Annotated in this window: 17 protein-coding genes and 2 pseudogenes; 4 read left to right on the forward strand and 15 right to left on the reverse strand. The window is 44.7% G+C overall.

What is annotated here, in order from left to right; translation table 11 throughout:
- Position 1: 1 nt before the first annotated feature.
- The 13 genes and pseudogenes from M5J74_RS05975 to M5J74_RS06025 all read right to left on the reverse strand — a co-directional run bounded on the left by M5J74_RS05975 (position 2) and on the right by M5J74_RS06025 (position 14,477).
- Positions 2 to 700, reverse strand: coding sequence for an EthD domain-containing protein (locus M5J74_RS05975; protein ID WP_015153202.1), 699 nt, complete (start codon positions 698 to 700; stop codon positions 2 to 4).
- Between the two features lie 110 nt (positions 701 to 810).
- Complete coding sequence (locus M5J74_RS05980; RefSeq protein ID WP_250015908.1) at positions 811 to 2,502, reverse strand: thiamine pyrophosphate-binding protein; 1,692 nt, start codon at positions 2,500 to 2,502, stop codon at positions 811 to 813.
- Positions 2,483 to 2,611 (reverse strand): hypothetical protein, encoded by a 129-nt coding sequence (locus tag M5J74_RS32545; protein WP_256498691.1) that lies wholly within the window; start codon positions 2,609 to 2,611, stop codon positions 2,483 to 2,485. Before M5J74_RS32545 ends, M5J74_RS05980 begins: the two co-directional genes overlap by 20 nt.
- Positions 2,611 to 3,465: a type 1 glutamine amidotransferase domain-containing protein gene (locus M5J74_RS05985; RefSeq protein WP_015153204.1), complete on the reverse strand. Its 855-nt coding sequence runs from the start codon at positions 3,463 to 3,465 to the stop codon at positions 2,611 to 2,613. The genes M5J74_RS32545 and M5J74_RS05985 overlap by 1 nt, the downstream gene beginning before the upstream one ends.
- Before the next feature lie 127 nt (positions 3,466 to 3,592).
- Positions 3,593 to 4,321 carry a DJ-1/PfpI family protein gene (locus tag M5J74_RS05990; protein ID WP_015153205.1) on the reverse strand — a complete coding sequence of 243 codons (729 nt, stop codon included), beginning with the start codon at positions 4,319 to 4,321 and terminating at the stop codon, positions 3,593 to 3,595.
- A gap of 10 nt (positions 4,322 to 4,331) precedes the next feature.
- Positions 4,332 to 6,341 (reverse strand): AGE family epimerase/isomerase, encoded by a 2,010-nt coding sequence (locus tag M5J74_RS05995; protein WP_250015909.1) that lies wholly within the window; start codon positions 6,339 to 6,341, stop codon positions 4,332 to 4,334.
- Between the two features lie 583 nt (positions 6,342 to 6,924).
- Positions 6,925 to 7,500, reverse strand: a complete 576-nt coding sequence (locus M5J74_RS06000) for a helix-turn-helix transcriptional regulator (protein WP_250015911.1) — start codon at positions 7,498 to 7,500, stop codon at positions 6,925 to 6,927.
- Between the two features lie 135 nt (positions 7,501 to 7,635).
- Positions 7,636 to 7,758: pseudogene (locus M5J74_RS33315) on the reverse strand (hypothetical protein); the annotation flags it as partial.
- A 716-nt stretch (positions 7,759 to 8,474) separates the two neighbouring features.
- Positions 8,475 to 9,593: a Gfo/Idh/MocA family protein gene (locus M5J74_RS06005; RefSeq protein ID WP_250015913.1), complete on the reverse strand. Its 1,119-nt coding sequence runs from the start codon at positions 9,591 to 9,593 to the stop codon at positions 8,475 to 8,477.
- 278 nt (positions 9,594 to 9,871) lie between these two features.
- The gene (locus M5J74_RS06010; protein ID WP_106170777.1) at positions 9,872 to 10,129 is read right to left on the reverse strand and encodes a hypothetical protein; all 258 of its coding nucleotides are present in this window, start codon (positions 10,127 to 10,129) and stop codon (positions 9,872 to 9,874) included.
- Between the two features lie 123 nt (positions 10,130 to 10,252).
- Positions 10,253 to 11,809, reverse strand: coding sequence for a SulP family inorganic anion transporter (locus tag M5J74_RS06015; RefSeq protein WP_106170775.1), 1,557 nt, complete (start codon positions 11,807 to 11,809; stop codon positions 10,253 to 10,255).
- 837 nt (positions 11,810 to 12,646) lie between these two features.
- Positions 12,647 to 13,828 (reverse strand): deoxyhypusine synthase, encoded by a 1,182-nt coding sequence (speY, locus tag M5J74_RS06020; RefSeq protein WP_250015915.1) that lies wholly within the window; start codon positions 13,826 to 13,828, stop codon positions 12,647 to 12,649.
- A gap of 118 nt (positions 13,829 to 13,946) precedes the next feature.
- Positions 13,947 to 14,477 (reverse strand): O-acetyl-ADP-ribose deacetylase, encoded by a 531-nt coding sequence (locus M5J74_RS06025; RefSeq protein WP_250015917.1) that lies wholly within the window; start codon positions 14,475 to 14,477, stop codon positions 13,947 to 13,949.
- Positions 14,478 to 14,578: 101 nt separating this feature from the next.
- On the opposite strand from M5J74_RS06025, the gene M5J74_RS06030 reads away from it, so the two are divergent.
- The 3 genes from M5J74_RS06030 to M5J74_RS06040 all read left to right on the forward strand — a co-directional run bounded on the left by M5J74_RS06030 (position 14,579) and on the right by M5J74_RS06040 (position 17,178).
- Positions 14,579 to 15,901, forward strand: coding sequence for a glutamate-5-semialdehyde dehydrogenase (locus M5J74_RS06030; RefSeq protein WP_250015918.1), 1,323 nt, complete (start codon positions 14,579 to 14,581; stop codon positions 15,899 to 15,901).
- Positions 15,902 to 16,036: 135 nt separating this feature from the next.
- The gene (locus M5J74_RS06035; protein ID WP_250015920.1) at positions 16,037 to 16,534 is read left to right on the forward strand and encodes a DUF427 domain-containing protein; all 498 of its coding nucleotides are present in this window, start codon (positions 16,037 to 16,039) and stop codon (positions 16,532 to 16,534) included.
- A 248-nt stretch (positions 16,535 to 16,782) separates the two neighbouring features.
- The gene (locus M5J74_RS06040; RefSeq protein ID WP_250015922.1) at positions 16,783 to 17,178 is read left to right on the forward strand and encodes a calcium-binding protein; all 396 of its coding nucleotides are present in this window, start codon (positions 16,783 to 16,785) and stop codon (positions 17,176 to 17,178) included.
- Positions 17,179 to 17,284: 106 nt separating this feature from the next.
- On the opposite strand, the pseudogene M5J74_RS06045 reads toward M5J74_RS06040, so the two are convergent.
- Positions 17,285 to 17,583, reverse strand: a pseudogene (locus M5J74_RS06045) (DUF4090 family protein).
- Positions 17,584 to 17,605: 22 nt separating this feature from the next.
- Here M5J74_RS06045 and M5J74_RS06050 point away from each other — a divergent pair.
- Complete coding sequence (locus M5J74_RS06050; protein ID WP_241994304.1) at positions 17,606 to 18,175, forward strand: hypothetical protein; 570 nt, start codon at positions 17,606 to 17,608, stop codon at positions 18,173 to 18,175.
- 96 nt (positions 18,176 to 18,271) lie between these two features.
- Here M5J74_RS06050 and M5J74_RS06055 read toward each other — a convergent pair whose 3' ends face one another.
- Entirely contained in the window at positions 18,272 to 18,535 is a 264-nt protein-coding gene (locus M5J74_RS06055; protein WP_241994305.1) for a hypothetical protein, read from the reverse strand.
- Positions 18,536 to 18,550: the final 15 nt, after the last annotated feature.

An 18,550-nucleotide genomic window follows, 5' to 3' on the forward strand; every position in this document is an offset into this window, starting at 1 on the left:
TCTAACGAAAATCTGGACCAATAATCCAGTTTTCACTTGTCACCATACTATGAACGTAATTAGTTTCAAAAAGATGCCCAAATTCCGGTAGAATTAGATTTTCATATTCTGGCGAATTCAAAGCTTTCTCAAGAGAAGATAAATCATCAAACCAAAGTTGCGATACACAGTCGAGAATAGACTCACCGATCGCGTAAAAACTATCGCGAACGTGGCATTGAAGATAGCGTTGCAAACCTGGAATTTTCATAACTTTAGCAGCATGACCGTGCAACATAGTTTGGCGAAACTCTGCTAATGGCATTCCAGCTTTTCGCTTCACCATAATCAAAAGCTTGATGCGCTTAGAATCTCTTTGTAGCGGTTCGCCTTCCATTAAAACGTGAGCTGTAGTATCTAGCCCAACCGTCCGCCAAAATGCTGCCCAGTTTGGTTCATCTCGTCGCGCTCCTTCGATAAACTCTTTAGACTGAAGCGAAGCAATTTGTTCTGCTTCATTTTCTAACCAAATTTCAGCAACACCACTAAAAAGCGGATCTACTGGCTCGGCTCCAAAAGGAATTCTGAGATCGATTAAATACCTTCTAATTTGAGGAATTTTGCTGGCATAATTTACCGCATGAATGTTAATCCAATAGTCTTGAAAATCTTTCTCACTCATCCCTGGTCTGGGATGGGCAAATATTAATTGGTGAATCATGGTGAAGAAAGGGTGTGGGGTGTAGGGTGTGGGGTGTGATGGGGAGAATTCAGAATTAATTTTGAATTTTGAATTTTGAATTTTGAATTGCTCCCCCAGCTCTCTTCTCCCTAGCCGATCGCTCCTGGGACTTCATTACTAATGACAAGATCGATCAGGAAAGGACCGTTGTGGAACAGAGCTTGAGCGATCGCGGGTTTGATCTGCTCTGGTGTTTCCACGCGCACGGCTTGTACTCCCATCGCCCGTGCTAGCTCGTCAAACCGCAGATCGGGATGACATAAATCGAAAGATGCAGGAAATTCGGCTTGCGGAAGCTGCTGTTCTTGCCAATACTGCAAAATATTCAACTTTAGAATGCGATAGCTGCGATTGTTGCAAATGACAAATTTAGCATCGATATTGTGGTGAGCAGCCGTCCACAATGCTTGGATCGTGTACATTGCGCCACCATCACCCGAAAAACCAATCGCCGTTTTATCGGGATGGGCGAGCTTAATCCCAATTGCACCAGGAATACCCACACCGAGAGAACCACCCCGCGTCTGAAAATAATGCCCCAGCGTCGTTGGTGGAATGTAGCGACACAGCTCTTCAGAATGAGTAATAGCCTCATCGAAGACGATCGCGTTTGGTGGTAAATGTCTGGCGAGTTCCTCAGCAAACTGTGATAAATGCAGAGGTACTATGTCATGCACAGCTTTGTCAGCTTCAAACTGTTCCGTCATGTGCTGCTTTTTCGTTTCAGCAATTTGGGCAATTCTTTGACCGACTAGCCGCTTTTGCTCGGCAGTCATTATTTTTTCTAATTCAGCACCCAATTTAGCAAGGGTCATTTTCGGATCGCTGACTATACCGAGATCTACAGGGAAATTTTTAGCAATTTCGTAAGCATTCAGATCGATATGAATGATTTTTGTATTAGGTGCAAACGCACCGGATAATGCAGGAAAGACTTCGGGGAAAACATATGTACCGCAGATCAGCACGACATCAGCTTGAGATGTAATGCGACTGCTGACTTCGCCAAACATATGACCTAGCAAGCCACCAAACAACGGATGGGTTGCACTCATATTCGGTTCCGATGAATCCGAACCCCAGACTTGAGCGCCAATTAGTTCCGCAACGCGGGTTAATTCTGCTTGAGCGTCGGAATAAGCTATACCATCACCAACGATCATCAGTGGTTTGGATGCTGTAGCCAGCATTGACGCTGCTTTCGCGATCGCCTCCGGTTCGGGAGCAACTCGCGTAATGGGGATCGAGGTGGGAACGACTTCTTCCTCATTTGGCGCATCCAACACATCCATTGGCAGAGAGACAAAAACCGGACCCATCGGTGGCGTAGCGGCAATTTTGATCGCTCGACGCAATACCCGCAGCAGCGAACTCGGATGAACGACCCTAGTTGCCCATTTAGTGACAGGCTTTGCCATACTTACTAAGTCTGCTGCCATCTGCGCATCCATCGCATCATATTGGATGCCAGATTCACCCGCCAGTACCACTAGCGGCGCATGACCGCGCATTGCTTGATACAACATTCCGATCCCATTACCCAGACCAACGCCACTATGCAGTTGCACGACAGTAGGCTTTTTAGTAGAGCGAGCGTAGCCATCAGCAGCCGCTACCGCGATCGTTTCTTGTAAGGCAAGAATGTATTCAAATTCTGGATAATAATCGCTGAGTGCATCGAGAAACCCCTCTTCAGATGTACCGGGGTTGCCGAACATGTAGCGGATACCATCAGCAAGTAATTGCTCGATAATTGCAAATCTACCGTTTCTTTTTTCCATGATTTTTTCCTTTTAGAGAGGGAGCAGGGAGCAGTGACCAGTAACCTGTAATTTCTCCCTTGTCTCCCTTGTCTCCCTTGTCTCCCTTGTCTCCCTTGTCCTCTTCCACTACCAGCCGTACCGTCTTAATCCCTTTTCCAAAACCTCTACCAACCGTTGACCAGTTGCATAGGAGTCTGGGGTGGAACGACCTGTGACGAAGGGGTAATCGACAATGACTGAAACTTCATGCCCGACGTTACCGTGGAATTGCCCTTCTGGTCCCGTAGCATCGCGCAGAATGTACTCTAGTGGATAGAACGGAGGACCGAAGTTAATATCACCTAAGTTAGGATTGACGTTCGCTCCCATAAATCCCGTACCGTCTTTGTAGTCATATTCCAAACAATGACCTGTAACGTGCTTGCCCCAGATAATGCTTTTGCGATCGTTGATGTCGCGGGCAAAGGCAAGGCAGGGAACGCCATAACATTCGGCAGCAATGGGTTTATCCATTTGATAGAAGTTGAGGATCAAATCGTGGACTCTTTGGTTGTTGACCAAATCCACCAGAGGACCGCTACCACCAACGATTAACATCGAATCGTATTGACTTAAATCTTTGGCGCGGATTTCCTCAAGTCTGCGGTAGTAGGCTTCCATTTCCCGCAGAAATTTAGGAGAACTCCAATAAGGTCTTTCAGGTAGCCAATCTCTCAAGCTGATTGGATTATTTAAGCGGGGGTTATTGGGGTCGTCTATAGCGCGGACTTTCTCTGCCATTTCTTGAGAAACGACAGGGCGACCTAAAGGCGGATCGACGAATGTAGCATCCATGCTAGGGGTGAGGGCTACAGGTCTTTTGCCTGTTGGCGTTGCAAAGTCCACTTGATACCCAGCAGCATCGAAGGTTTCTAGGGGACCGATCAATTCTTCGCCCCAGTAACCCCATTCCGATAGAATAATCAAAATCTTTCTAGTCATTGGAACCTCTTTTGGTAATTGGTAATTGGTAATTGGTAATTGGTAGTTGGTAATTGGTTGTAGGGGCGAGTTTGTTCCTAGATTTCTGTACCACACAAGTTATTTGTTAGGTAAAACCGCCCGCACATTAGTGCGTAGTTAATTCCGAATTCCGAATTCCGTAGCTTGCTTCCCCGCAGGGGTATTCCGAATTCTGCTTGATTTGAGTCGCGATCGCATCGATAAATGCGTGAACATCATGTCCTGCTCGTCCCGTTACCATGTCGCCGTCGATCGCAATATTTTTGGGGTCGTTTGGCTCGGAATTAGCAGGGGGTGGTACGTAAATTGCACCTGCATTCGTGATGTCTGCTAAGACAACTTCGTGACAAATCACTCGTCGTCCTTTCAGTAGCTCTGGCATTGGTGTAAGCAACCATAACCCGTGGCACAGCAGCCCTTTGATGATTTTGGGATTCGCCATTGCTTTAGCGAAGAATTGGACTGCTGGAGCGGTGCGAGTCTGTTCTGGACTGATTTGTTGTCCTTGTGGGGGTTGAAAGTAGCGCAGGCGGACGCTGGTGTAATTTGCAGCCATGATGACAGCTGCATATTCATTGAGATCTACGTTTTGAAAGTCTATGTTGACTTCTAATGTTGCAAGGGGCGCTTCCTGTCTATTGATCCGATCTGCTACTTCTACGCTATCGACATCAGCGGCAAAGCGAACGCTGGGCTGTTCCCATAGCCGAGACATCAAATCTACGGTTGCACCTAGTTCGGCAAAGCGTGTTTGATATGCTTCAATCTCGTAGGGAATGTATTCAGTTTCAACCAGTACGGCGATTTTCTTGCCTTCAAGCATTCTCGCGGTCATGTGTTTGCTCCTACGCGCTTAAAGGCTTCAGTTGTACGACGATTTCTGCTTCCGAACCGAGTTGAAATTCTTTTTCGCTCAGATTAATTCGGAAGTTATCGGGATCGATATCATCGCGATCGCTACCATCAATGCTGATGCGGCTAACTTGCAAGCTATGAGGTCTGACAAAATCAGGTAAGACATTAATCGAGCGCTGCCGACAATTTTTATTCGGTTTGAAGTAAAGGCAGAAAGGTTGTTTCGTGACGTAAGAACTCACGTATATATGAGCTAAATAATTTAGCTCGAAGGCATGGTAGCCGGAGATCGCGTGTCCGCCTTTATTCCCATAACCACCTTGAATTATGGGCATTCCGCTTTCGGTGACTCGGAAAAAGATCCCTTTGCTGTCTTGATCGAGGAAGAATAAATTCCAGAAAGCGGCTGTCTCTTGCGCGAGTTCTAAATACTTTTGCTTTTGCGTCTCATCTTCATTACTGCAACCATGCAGAATTAAGTAGGCTAGGAGAGCCTGTTCTTGTTGCCAAAAGTCTTTTGTGTTGCTCCAAGGGAATTCTAATGGAAATCCGTTGCTGGGATGGCGCTCTACAGTATCAAAAATTCCGCCTCGGAATAGATCGACACCAATCTCAGCCATTGTCGAACCTAATTTATCTGCAAGCTTCATCAACTTATCGGCAAACTGTTTTGTTGGCTCTGCCGCTTCTGGATTTTCAGCTACAGATTTATCAGCTGTAAAGTAGTAGTAATTAGCAACGCGAGTCAGGTTCCAAGCAATCTTTAAGTTATGTCCGATCACGGCACGATTTTGCTGCCAGCGCCAAGATTGATCTGGTTGCCAGTTGCGGAAAAACCTCTCGTTCACAAATGGTATGCTCGAATCTGGATCGGGAAACTGCTCGATGATAATCGTGCTGGTCGTGTGGAGAATCTTTTTGCAGATATTTAAAAACTTCTGAAGTTCTTCAAAGTTGCCACAAGTTCTTGGCAATGGCTCAAGAGCTAAGATCAGATTGACCAAATAAGCTGGAATATGGTCTCCAATGGAATTCCAATTTTTCCTCGCTTGATTGTCACCTAACGCCTCATTATCCCAACTTAGGGTTGCATAATCGAGGTGTGAGAAGTAATCTCCAAAAGCATTCTCGCCATACTTCGATTCAAAATCTAGATAGTAATCGTTAAAGGTACGAATTGTTCGTTGAATATCATCTAGTACTTCCCAGTCGAGAGTAATTCGATAGTATTGGGCTAATCCAGCTAAGGCATATATTTGTTCGTAGAGCGGAATTGTGTTGAGATCGTCACTATTTTGCGATGTCATGTACAGTTGATAGCTGTAATCTGTCTTGCGCTTACCAGATGCCCAAAAACAATGTTTGCCATCGCTAGTTAAGCCGCGAAAAGTTTCTCTTTGATACTGAACTCCCGCACGCGCCGCTGATAAATAGCTTTCGCATCCAGTGAGTAAGTAAGCAGAAGAGAGACCGTAGATCAATCGCGATAGCGTCGAACTTTCTTGCAGGTTATCATCGGTACGCAAACCGATAATGTTTAAGTTAGTCTGATACAGTTTGAAATCATCAATTTCATAAGTCATCTTATTTGGAAATAAGAAACCTAACCAAGTATCAGCTAAACGAGCAATTTGAACCAACCACCAATGCGTTTGCTCGAATAGGAATTTGCCGTCAGGAGCATGTAAGATATTAATAATTCGCGCATCGAGGCGGCGATTGGGATCGTCTTCAAGATAAACTCCTTGAACGGCAACTAAGCGACCGCGTTGAATATATTTTTTGACTAACTGTGACGGACTCCAAGCAAAGCCTTCTGGAGTTGGATAGCGATCGCGGTTAATTCCATCTAAATTTTGTACAAACTGAAATTGGGTTTCTCTACCTACATTGACGACGAGTTCGTCACCACTTCTACATTTAATATGAAAGGCAGCTTCTTGCTCTCTGATTTCAGTCACGTTACCCATTAGGGTCGTACTAATTGTAAACTGTCTCATTGTTTTTTTCCTCGAATTAGGGCTGATTGCATCATCTCAACCTTCAAAAATGTATCGATATTTCAACTTTGCGATCGATATAATGCAGAAATCACAAACTACTATTCGCAAAATCATCAATTTTTTTCAAATCAGAGCATTAACTGAAGAAATTGTTAAGTAGAACTATGTTTTAAAGTTCCGCTCGTTTGACTACATTACATTGGTCGATCGCCCTTGCTCTATTTGTTCTATGTTTACTAGTTTATGCAAGATAAACTCGAACATCAATGGACATTTTTTTTGTACAATTGGACATTTTTTATGAAAAAGATTAGCAGATCGATTCGATATTTTATACTTGTGGCTTCTCTTCACTCAATCTCGCTAAAATTATGCAATTGAAAGATTAATTTACATTCAAATCTTTGAGTGCAAATAATCAGTAGGGTGGGCATTGCCTACTCTACTTGTGACTTCAATTAGCTAAAATTATGTAAGTGAAAGATTAATTTACATTCAAATCTTTGAGTGCAAATAATCAGTAGGGTGAGCGTTGCCCACCCTACTTTTGACTGTTAACTTTTGACTGTTAACTTTTATGCTAGCCGCGATACATAACTCGCCATGCCTGGGGGGTTGTGCCGTTCAGTCGTCGAAATAGGCGACTGAAATAACCCGCATCACAATAGCCAACTGCTTCGGCAATTTGAATTACAGCCAGATCGGTTTCTAAAAGCAAGCGACGAGCTTCTGTCATCCGACGTTCGACAATCCAACTTAGTACAGTTTTACCAGTCTCTCGACGAATCATATCAGTGAGATAAGCAGGAGAAAGGTTAACCTCTTTAGCCACTTCTTGCAGTCCGATGGAGTTGCGATAATTAGCATCAATGAAGCACAAAACTTGTTTTACTATGGGGCGAGCTTGCGGCGAAGATTTTTTTGATTCAGGTAGTTCAGATGCAGCGAGTCTAGCAGTTTCTATCAGTAATAGAATTAACAGAGCGCGGGTTGCTTCAGTAGAACCAAATCCCCGATCGCAGAGTTCGCTTTTGAGTTGTCCCAGTAGAATTAACCAGCGCGATCGAATCTCAGTTGGAACGTAATAGTGTTTGGTTCGGGCATTTTCAGTTTGAACAAATGAGTTTAGCAGGCGATCGGGTAACATTAAGAGCATATCGGCTTCAGCGCGGGTAGGGTTAAGAGCTTCGGCACTAAAACCAACAACCCACTTAGTTGCATCATCGAGTCCACTCGGATCGTGAACCTCACCAGGAGCGAGTAAAAATAGATCTCCAGGTTTAGCCCAAATAGGGCGATCGCCTATTGAATACCAACCTTCACCCTCTTCAACAAAAAAAAGTTCAAAAAATGTATGAGAGTGAGGGCGTGATAATTGTGAATTTGAAGAGCCTGTAGAGTGAAATACTATTATGCTTTGTTGCTCGGGGTTTGTTCAGGTAAAGTCAGAGTCCGCAGTGGAATTGCAACGCGATTAGCTAACTGCATGACAAAATATGATATAAAGGCTACTCTACTTAATCACTACAGGCAGAGTTTGCTACTTTCCAGAATAATGCTTAGATATTTGCCAAGCTTTTCTAATGATTTGTAATAGAATTCTCACGAAAAAGAAGCTTTTAAAAAAAGTGTGTGCGTAGTTAAAGAAAAGTTATGTAGCAAATTTTACTACTTAAAAATCTCAATTCTTTATTAATAATTAAAATTAACTTTTTTGCGCATAATCGTTTTTTCTTGTCCATATACGTGTTGTTTGCGCTGTAAAACAACTATGTTAGCGTCAAGAATTGAGTGATACTTGCGCAAATATAGCCTTTGCCATAAGCGATCGTCGCTCTATTCCACTCTATTTCATGAGTTGAAATCGCTCGGGATCGGCAAATAGCCTTATCTTTTCGTGCATCAGTCTTACGATCTCATTACACGAGTGTTGTCCGATCGCTAAGAGCAAGCGATTTTACTTAGCTACTTTCGTTTTCAAAGCTTTGCACAACAACGGGTTTCAGTCTTTAAAGTAGTTTGACTTGTCAGTATAAAATATTGCATTTAATTTTAAAAATATAGTAGCAGAGGACAAAAAATCACCTTTGCTTGCATCAGATTCAGTATTCGTGACATGATGACTAATCGTTAAGAGTTTCCTGAAGGATCGGCAGCGTGAATTAGTTCTGGCTGATGAATCGGTGGACGCTCGATAATTTGAGCGGCTGAGGGGTGTTGTTGCTTTTCTAGCTTGCCTAACTTGACAGGGTTACCAGTTTCAATAGCGCGATCGAGGGCGCGGATAATGCGAATATCGTTTAAACCCTCAATCCCTGATGGCTCAGGATCTTTGTTTTGTAGTATGCAGTCAGCAAAATAAATTAATTCTGCGGCAAACTGATCGGTAGGTGGAAAAGTCCGTTCCTGAGTTTTACCATCGATTGTCAGGTAATGCGTTAGCGCTCCTTGAAAATCATAACCAGGATCTAGCCGCAAATCTCCTTTCGTACCAACGATTTGATAGCTCCCTACCGGAGCAGCACCGAAGCTACAAGTAAACGTCGCTAACCGATCTTCGGGAAACCGCAAAGTGACACTGTACATTTCTGCTACTTCCTGAAAGCGCGATTCTGGCTTGCTAGCCGCCACAGCGAAGACTTCAACTGGCTCGTCTTGAAATATGTAACGAGCGGCATTGATGCAGTAGATGCCCATGTCGTCTAGAACGCCACCACCCAAAGCTTTCTTGACGCGGACGTTTGCCTCTTCTACCTGCTGGGCAAACACCGAGCTAAAAAACCGTGGTTCGCCAATTTGTCCTGATTTCACAATTTCTACTGCTTGCATATTTGCAGGCTCGAAATGCAAGCGATAGGCAATCATCAGTTTGACATCACTATCTTGGCAAGCTGCAATCATTGCCTCGCAGTCTTGCTCCGTAACTGCCATTGGTTTTTCGCAGAGTACGTGTACCCCAGCTTTTGCCGCTCGCACGGTGTATTCTCGGTGCAGGTGGTTGGGTAAGCCAATATAGACAGCATCAACCTCACCACTCTCAAGGCAGCGATCGTACTCTGCATAAGAATAAGTTTTTTGCACCTGGTATTTTTTGCCCAATTCCTCCCGCTTAGTAGGATCGTCTGAAATCAGAGCCACTAATTCAGAATTTTCAGCATTAGCAAAGGCTGGTAGTACTGCAACTTGGGAAATCCACCCCAATCCAACTACGGCATAGCGAATTTTGCGCTGTTCGTTTGAGGCTGTCATGTGTTGCTCCTGGCTTGTGTCTATGTAATACAGTTGAGCGATCGCTACTTGAAGTAGATATTACTGCTCGTGCGCTCTCTACTCTCTATTTGTCAAACTATTCACAATTTTTCTCAACCACCCAACTATAGTAAAAAGCCAAGCAGATTCTTTCCTCTAGCCAATGGTGCGAGTTATTTTTCTCAAAGCTCTACCTAACGGATGAGTCCAGTATATATTTGCGGTCAAGACAGCGCCTCTAAAACTCCGATCTCCTCGGCTGAGCAGCGCCCAAGTTACTACGAATGGCGATCGCCTTGTTTTTGTTGCTCCAGCAACCGCAATCTATACTCATTCTGCTGCAACAACTTTCTAATAGCACTAGAAACAAGCAGTATTATCAATAGCTGAAGCTGCCAAGGAGCTAAAATCAAACTCAAAATCAAACTAACAACTGCAATGACAGCGGTAAGATATGCTATTTCACCTGGGCATTTTTGGCAAAGATAACCAGTAAAAAAACAAGTTGCTAATGGAATCAGAAAAATCAAATTCATAAGCTTCTACTTGTCGTTGTAAATCGGGAGTCGGAAATCGGGAATCGGGGAAGAGAGCAGAGGGACACAATCAAGTCACAAGTCACAAGTCGCGCATTCGCAAGTAAAACCCGCACTACTCCCTCAAGCAGCGATCGCCCGTCCAGGTAAAAACGGTCTGCGGAAGCGGTCTTCTAAACCGTCCCACTGCATAACTACCTGACTTCCCATCTGTTCTTGTTGCTTTGCCCACATCGAGATCAAGTCCATGCTGGAGTGGTCGATGTAAGCCAGCTTGTCTAAGTGAACGTGCAGTTCTTTTTGAGGTGGCAATTGTTCTAAAGCTGCTGCTAGTTTGGGCAACCGAATAAATGTTGCTGCTCCCTCTAAGTAGATATCGATTCGAGGGCGATCGTCGTCTCGTTGCATATGGATATTTAAGCGAGACATTTTGTACAGCAGTGTCATTGCTGTTAAGACGATGCCAATCAATACGCCTGAGAGCAAATCTGTGACAACAATGCCGATAAAGGTAGCGAAGAAAATGGCGAGGGGAGCTTTCCCGTAAAATTTCAACTTGCGAATGTGTTCGACCTCGATCAGTTTAATACCTGTTACCAACAGAATCGCCGCTAAGCTGGAGGTGGGAATCATCCGCAGCAAACCAGGGGCAGCAACGACTAAGATTAGTATCCAAACACCGTGCAGAATAGCAGATAATTTTGTTTTTCCGCCCGCTTCGACGTTTACCGAACTACGAGCAATTACCCCTGTCATTGGTAACGCCCCCAGTGCGCCGCAAATCATGTTGCCAATTCCCTGCGCTGAAAGTTCTTTATCAAAATCTGTTCTCTCACCTGAGTGCAGGCGGTCTACGGCAACAGCAGAGAGTAAACTTTCGGCACTGGCGATAAAGGCGATCGCTAGTGCTTCCAAAATCAGTGGTGCGTGCAGCAAGCGAAATAATCCAGCAGGTTGCGGTAATTGTACTGCTTCTAATAAATTGCCAGGGACGTTGACATACTGGATTGGCAGTCGTAGCGAAGTGGCGATCGCCGTGGTTAAAACTACACCAATTAATGCTCCGGGTAATAATCGTAAAGATTTGGGTTTAAACTTGTCCCACAGAATAATTGTGATAATGGTGGCGATCGCAATGAGTGCGGCAATATGATGGTTGCTGCTAGCAGGGGGTAAGATTGCTTTTTGAATTGAAGCGGGAATAGCAAGCAAATTATCTAACCCGTGGGTGTGAGGTTTTTCATCAATGGCAACATGGAATTGAGAGGCAAAAATTAACACGCCAATTCCTGCCAGCATTCCATAAATTACGGCTGGGGACATGGCACGAAAGATCTGCCCGAGTTTGAACGCTCCCGCCAGCCATTGCATGAAACCTGCTAATAGCAGCACTGGACCTAACATTTCGATTCCGTATTCTTGAATCAGTTCCGCAACGACCACTGCTAGTCCGGCAGCGGGTCCGCTTACCTGTAAGGGTGAACCGGAAAAAATATTGACCACTATCCCGCCGATAATGCCCGTAATTAAGCCCTTTGCTGGTGGTACTCCAGAGGCGATCGCGATCCCCATACACAAAGGTAAGGCGACGAGAAAGACGACGATTGAGGCAAGAAAATCATTGGTTGCAGAGCCGCGAATGAAAGCGCGTTTGTTTTTGATCCCTTCTCGAATTCTCATGCTTTCCTCCATTTATGACTCTATTTATGAATTGCATCGAGCGCTTTCTAGCAGCGATCGGACATCACCAACATCTTTTTCAGTTCCGCTGATTCGACTGGCTAAAATTAGTAAATGAATTCATTTGTGCATTTTGTTTGCAGTCGATCTTTTTTCTCGTTCTGCTCCGTTTTTCGTAGCACAGTTAACAAAAAATCGGATAAAGTAGAGTTGGACGGTCGAAAAAGATTTGATCTTTTGTTTTCTATTTTGTTTCAGACTTGTTTCATCACTAATATCAAATTGACCAAACCTCAAAATATTTTTACAAGCAGCACAAAGCTACCGTTCGCCTTTAGAACAGTTAACAGGATGCTTGCTTGCTAGTTACTAGCGATCGCCTCGATCTTAGCCAAGACAGGAACAATGCCAGCCATGATGAGCAGTTCAGCCACTCTTTTGATGATTTTGAGAGGCGAATCTCATCAAGATTTACTTATCTTAATGATAGAGTAACAACACCTAAATATTCAAGGATTTTTGTGAGTTTTGCATGAAGCTTGAATGAGAAAGTTCTCACGTTTATCTAAAACTGGCAGTAATCCAGGTGAAATTTGATGACAAACATTGCATAAAGAAAGCTATGAGATTTTTCAGCCATGCCGTCTTGTATCTTAACCAATAAAAGTGACAATTTCGTAACAAGTCAGGAGCTAAAAATTTGCGATTTAGGTTTAAATTGTTAATCAGCTAATATTATTTTTTCAAACTTCATCTATCGAAAGATAGGTAAGTTTAAATAAAAAAATCTCCTAGCTTTTCAGTCAAGGTGGGCATTGCCCACCCTACATTTGAATTTCATGAAGAATGTTGTGAAATCACTCTTCCACAGGGATAAGTCGCGATCGGTTGTTCTGTAGCAGCATCAGCCACCGCAGCCGGAATCTTATCTGTGGGCTGAGTTTTAGCAGCTAAGTAATCGGTGCGGAGTTGTTCTAGGATCTGTTCGCGGCGATCGTATAGGCGTTTCAGGGGACGCTGGGGACACTGGTTGAGAACGTATGCGGTAACGAGGGGAAGGGCGATCGTGCTGTCGGTATAACAGACAACTGTACTGGGAAGTTCTTCAGGATCGATTTTTCCCCAACTGACAGCTTCGCTGGGGGTAGCTCCAGATAAACCGCCAGTATCGGGACGCGCATCGGTAAACTGGATAAAGTAGTCGTGTCCCCGTTCTTCCAACCCTAGTACTTCGTGAAGTTGGGGTTGGGTTTGCAATAAGAAGTTTTTGGGACTACCACCACCAAGGATCAACGCCGCGCTTTTCCCTTCAGATTCTCTAGCAGAATAGGCGATCGCGGCTGTCTCATTTACATCTAGCGACGGATCGAGGATTAACTTCGATCCTTCCAAAGCCAAAGCTGCAACATTCATCCCAATCGAACTATCTCCAGGCGAAGAAGTGTAGATCGGTACGCCGCATTCATAAGCCGTCGCCAGCAAACAAGAATGTTTTACCCCAACTTGCTTTTCAACTTCACGGATGTATTTACCCAGCAAGTAGTGGAATTCTGCCGTTCCCATGCGTTTTTGGAAAGGTTCTGCTTGGAGGATCTTACGAATAAAAGCATCTGTTTCCAGCAGCACGTCATAACCGAACATAATATCGTAGATGCGAATCGTGCCTTCCTGACGCAACTTCACATCGTCTACAAACGGATTACCCTTATACAGTTCAAAACCTAAACCATAGTGCATGTCGTGATAGAGATTCGCACCAGTACTGATCGCCCAGTCGATAAAACCATGTCGAATTAGCGGCGCTAAGGCAGAAACTCCATATCCAGCAGGGGTCATAGCTCCTGATAAGCTTAAACCTACAGTGACACCCTCGCGAAACACTTCTCGACTCAATAGTTGGCAAATTTCCCGTAATCGTGCCGAATTATATGCCGTGAAGTAATTATCGATCAGATCCACAACGCTAACATCCGCCGTCATGGGTGCGGGATCGATCTTGTTGCTGGGCAGTTTTGACATTATTTCACTCCAAATTAGAAGGTATAAGGAGAACAAGGGGACAAACCACATTGTAGAGACGTTACATGTAACGTCTCTACAATGATTACCGACTCCCGACAAAAACAGATACGCCGATCTAATTTAGCGATGTTTCACCCACTTGTTGCAATGCTTTAAGAAAGCGATCGCATGTCGATTGACTAAAACAGACAAGAATGACTTGCGAGATCGAATCATTGGTAGACAAAAAAGCCTGAACTTCGCTCACAGCAATTTGTGCGGCGCGATCGACAGGAAAGCGATACACGCCCGTACTAATAGCAGGAAAGGCAATGGTTTTAATTCCATGTTGCACTGCTAAAGTCAAGCTACTACGATAACAACTCGCTAAAAGTTCATCCTCACCGCGATCGCCACCTTCCCACACCGGACCGACTGTATGAATCACCCACTTGGCGGGTAAGTTATACCCTTGAGTAATTTTAGCTGCACCTGTGGCACACCCCCTTAACTGACGACATTCTGCTAACAACTGGGAACCAGCCGCGCGATGAATTGCCCCATCTACGCCACCACCACCCAACAGTGAATTATTGGCAGCATTGACGATCGCATCCACCTGCAACTGAGTAATATCACCTTGAATCACTGAAATTCTCTCTACCATTACCAATTACCCATTACCAATTACCCATTACCAATTTATTTCAACATCAAACAGCACCCAGATTTTGTTACACTTTGGCTGGATATCTTTGAGATCGATTCATGACTGCCACCCAGATCGAATCCCATTCTCTCAGTGCGATCGCTCTTTCTACTCGCGATGCTGCGCGTCAACTTGCAGTCTTATCTACTGAAGCGAAAAATCGAGCAATTGAAGCGATCGCTCAATCGTTAGAAGCCCAAGCTGAGGAAATTTTGGCAGCAAATGCGGCTGATTGCAAAGCAGCTGAAGCGGAAAAAATTGCCAAACCACTATACAATCGCCTCAAATTGGATGCAACTAAACTCAAAGATGCGATCGCGGGGGTGCGAGATGTGGGTAAATTACCCGATCCCGTCGGTGCGGTGCAGATTCACCGTGAATTAGATACGGGGTTAATTCTTCAGCGAATTACTTGCCCTCTGGGAGTATTAGGGGTCATCTTTGAAGCTAGACCCGATGCAGCAATTCAAATCTCCTTATTGGCAATCAAATCGGGAAATGGTGTCATCCTCAAAGGTGGTAAGGAAGCCGTGCGATCTTGCGAGGCGATCGTCAAAGCGATCCACCACGGACTTTCTCAAACAGAAATTAATCCAGCCGTAGTCCAATTGCTGACAACGCGAGAAGAGACAATGGCACTGTTGCGATTAGATGAATATGTCGATCTGATTATTCCCAGGGGTTCTAACTCTTTCGTGCGCTTCGTACAAGAAAACACCCGCATTCCTGTTTTAGGTCATGCAGATGGTATCTGTCACGCTTACATAGATAAAGCAGCTGATATTGCCAAGGCAGTAGAAATTACTGTTGATGCCAAAACCCATTATCCCGCTGCTTGCAATGCCATAGAAACTCTATTAGTACACCAATATATTGCCCCTGAATTTCTACCGTTAGTTGCCCGTGCGTTACAAGAACGTCAAGTAGAATTGCGCGGTGACGATCGCACTCGCAAAATTATCGATGTAGCCGCAGCAACCGAGGCAGATTGGACGACGGAATACAGCGATTTGATTTTGTCAATAATGGTGGTAGATTCTCTAGAAGAAGCGATCGCCCACATTAATACCTACGGATCGCGACATACAGAGGCGATCGTCACTGAAGATCCGATAACTGCCAAAACATTTTTAGCCCAAGTCGATGCAGCAGGAGTTTATCATAACTGTTCGACTCGCTTTGCTGATGGTTTTCGCTACGGCTTTGGTGCAGAAGTTGGCATCAGCACCTACAAATTACCACCCCGTGGTCCTGTTGGTTTAGAAGGATTAGTTACATACAAATACCAGCTAACAGGCGACGGACACATCGCTGCTACCTACACGGGGACGAATGCTAAATCTTTCACCCACAAAGATTTAGGTTATACCAATTCTTTATGACTATGCCGCAGAAGATCCCCCCAACCCCCCTTATTAAGGGGGCTATGGGCGGTTCCCCTTGTTAAGGGGGCTAGGGGGATCGGCTCTTTGCAACAATATCTACCTTCAAACATTGATAACTACAAAAATTAGCATATGGCGCATCCTCAACGCATTCAACCCGCTGCTGGTCAAGAATCAGTCTGGGATTACCCCAGACCTCCTCGATTGGAGGATGTTAACAAGCAGATTCAAATTATTTTCAATGGTGTAGAAATTGCCAATACTCGCCATGCCAAGCGCGTACTCGAAACCAGCCATCCTCCGGTTTACTATATCCCTCCTAGCGATATTAAAATGGAGTACCTCGTCAGAACACCCAATTCGAGTTTTTGCGAATGGAAAGGTCGAGCGGGATATTACACTATTGTTGTCGGCGACAAACAGGCTGAGAATGTAGCTTGGTTTTATCCCGACCCAACGCCAAGTTTTGCCACGATTAAGGATTATGTAGCTTTTTATGCCCATGTCATGGATGCTTGCTATGTCGATGGGGAAAAAGTACAGCCTCAACCAGGTAACTTTTATGGCGGCTGGATTACGAAGGATATTGTGGGACCATTTAAAGGCGTTCCTGGTAGTTGGGGTTGGTAATTTTTAAGCAGGGTGTAGGCTGAAGGGTAGCCTCATCACTCAATTGAGAAAATTGAGAGGATTTTACATGGAAGAAATTTTGGTTTTTTTCATTTTTTCATTTAAAGGTATTGAATACACATTCATAAGGTAATTTCAGAATTCAGCGCTTTAAAATTTTTAACCTCATTGTCTAGCTAGTATTGCTAGCATCTAGAATGTTTGTGCTTGGTAATGTTCACGCTCAGCCTATTGTGGTGAGGTTTCCTATGTCCGAGTTGGAAATCGACGCAAGCAGAGAAGAAAGAATCGAGATGGAAGTTGTCGTTGATGCTTATGACGAAGAAGAACGGCGACTAGGTTGGTATTACTATCTCGATAACAAAGTTAAATTTCCTTTCAACGCCATTTGGATTTCAGAAGAGCGTCCGATTGATTCGGAAGATGAAGTAGAAATCGAAGGTGAAGAAGTCGAAGTTATCGGAATGGCATCGGAAGAAGAATGCCAAGACGATATGTATGTAGAAATTGTTTATCAAGAAGAGGGTACGGAAGATGCTTTTGCCGTACCTTTATATGATGTCGTACCAATGGAAGTTGATGACGGCACGTTAGAAGCGATCGAAGATTGGTACTATTGGGTCGAGCGCGGCTATGAGTGGTAATTGAGGGAGTAGGGAGCAGTTATCAGTGACCAGTGACCAGTGACCAGCGATCGCGACCAGTTATATTTCTCCCTTATCCCCCTTGTCCCCTTGTCCCCCTTGTCCCCTATTTATTCCCGTAATAAAAAGCGACTTCCTTATCTTTAAGTGGAACAAAACCAGCGTCGAGTAACATTTGGTTGAGTTCCGCTTGGGGATGTGCTTCGCACCGATGCGCACGATCCGCGATCGCATCGTATTTGACACGCCACTGCGCTGTCTTCCAGCTTCTAGCGCCATGACTTGATGGTAAAGCTCCAACTTGACAGGAGGAATTGGGGAGCCGTCCAAATCGATCCCATCCGCGATCGCGCGATCGACGGCATCTGCTCCCAAAGTGTTATCTAGTGACGTTTCCGCAGACATGGCTATATGAGAAGATCTACGGATGCATTCTACCAAGAGAGATTGGCAAAATCAAAACAAAAAGCATCGACAGGAATTTTTCTGTTACAAATGGAAAAAATCTGCTCGGTTGTGCGTGAAGCGAAGCTATCCCGAAGGGAATCGCCTACTTGTCACTCTCAACATTTTCGATCTAACCTCAAGCCAGCCACTCACAAGCGCCACTATGTCAGACTCTCTCAAACCCAACTCCAACGACCGTTCGTTGCAAAGAGCATTTACTAACAGGATTGTAGACGAGTATTTTGACCATACTGAAAGTTGGTTGCGGGCAATTTTGCGCATGTCTGTCTTTTCTCTGACTTACCTTGACGGACACTCAGCCATGCTAATTGAATGCCCCAACCAGGCTGTAGCTAGGCGGCTCAGTCGCAAAACAACCCCTCTACAACAAGTAGTATCTTACATCAGTAGCAGCTACCCATATAGCCACCGCGTCTTGATTTGCTACCAAGAAGCAGAACAGTTGAGCTGGCGCTGTTTTGACACGAATACCAATACGTGGAAGAGTTGGGAGAGCTTGCAAACACCTACTGCAACCAGCGACCAGTGAACAGTTATCAGTTGTCGTCGGAGCGGGTTTAGCAAGCAGATTCACGGGCTTTAGCCATAATCTTCACTTCATACCCACCCGTACAGTTATCAGTTGTCAGTTGTCAGTAGCCCTTCGTTGTGTTGCCAAACCAGCCAGTAACGCACCTACCACTTCGCCAACCCAAAATCCAGTGGTACTACCTTGCCAGAGCGCTCCTGGGATCGCCCAAGCTTGACAAATTTCCTTGCCTCCCCACTGGAATTGTTGACAGTTTTGCTGGTGTACCCATGCACTAATTTGCCCACCTGCGATCGCACCAAAACATCCCGCTGCCAACGCTACAAAGGTGCAAACCAACATTCTTTTTTTATTTGTCATTGGTCATTTGTCATT

The organism is Chroococcidiopsis sp. CCNUC1 (assembly GCF_023546805.1).
GTDB classification, from domain to species: Bacteria; Cyanobacteriota; Cyanobacteriia; order Cyanobacteriales; family Chroococcidiopsidaceae; genus Chroococcidiopsis; species Chroococcidiopsis thermalis.

Coding starts and splice junctions, on each gene's coding strand:
- M5J74_RS06030 (WP_250015918.1), top strand. CDS start 14,579: ATGACTGCCACCCAGATCGAATCCCATTCTCTCAGTGCGATCGCTCTT.
- M5J74_RS06050 (WP_241994304.1), top strand. CDS start 17,606: ATGCATTCTACCAAGAGAGATTGGCAAAATCAAAACAAAAAGCATCGA.
- M5J74_RS05985 (WP_015153204.1), bottom strand. CDS start 3,465: ATGACTAGAAAGATTTTGATTATTCTATCGGAATGGGGTTACTGGGGC.
- M5J74_RS06040 (WP_250015922.1), top strand. CDS start 16,783: ATGTCCGAGTTGGAAATCGACGCAAGCAGAGAAGAAAGAATCGAGATG.
- M5J74_RS05995 (WP_250015909.1), bottom strand. CDS start 6,341: ATGAGACAGTTTACAATTAGTACGACCCTAATGGGTAACGTGACTGAA.
- M5J74_RS05975 (WP_015153202.1), bottom strand. CDS start 700: ATGATTCACCAATTAATATTTGCCCATCCCAGACCAGGGATGAGTGAG.
- M5J74_RS06015 (WP_106170775.1), bottom strand. CDS start 11,809: ATGAGAATTCGAGAAGGGATCAAAAACAAACGCGCTTTCATTCGCGGC.
- M5J74_RS06010 (WP_106170777.1), bottom strand. CDS start 10,129: ATGAATTTGATTTTTCTGATTCCATTAGCAACTTGTTTTTTTACTGGT.
- M5J74_RS06035 (WP_250015920.1), top strand. CDS start 16,037: ATGGCGCATCCTCAACGCATTCAACCCGCTGCTGGTCAAGAATCAGTC.
- M5J74_RS05980 (WP_250015908.1), bottom strand. CDS start 2,502: ATGGAAAAAAGAAACGGTAGATTTGCAATTATCGAGCAATTACTTGCT.
- speY (WP_250015915.1), bottom strand. CDS start 13,828: ATGTCAAAACTGCCCAGCAACAAGATCGATCCCGCACCCATGACGGCG.
- M5J74_RS06025 (WP_250015917.1), bottom strand. CDS start 14,477: ATGGTAGAGAGAATTTCAGTGATTCAAGGTGATATTACTCAGTTGCAG.
- M5J74_RS06055 (WP_241994305.1), bottom strand. CDS start 18,535: ATGACAAATAAAAAAAGAATGTTGGTTTGCACCTTTGTAGCGTTGGCA.
- M5J74_RS05990 (WP_015153205.1), bottom strand. CDS start 4,321: ATGACCGCGAGAATGCTTGAAGGCAAGAAAATCGCCGTACTGGTTGAA.
- M5J74_RS06000 (WP_250015911.1), bottom strand. CDS start 7,500: ATGCTCTTAATGTTACCCGATCGCCTGCTAAACTCATTTGTTCAAACT.
- M5J74_RS06005 (WP_250015913.1), bottom strand. CDS start 9,593: ATGACAGCCTCAAACGAACAGCGCAAAATTCGCTATGCCGTAGTTGGA.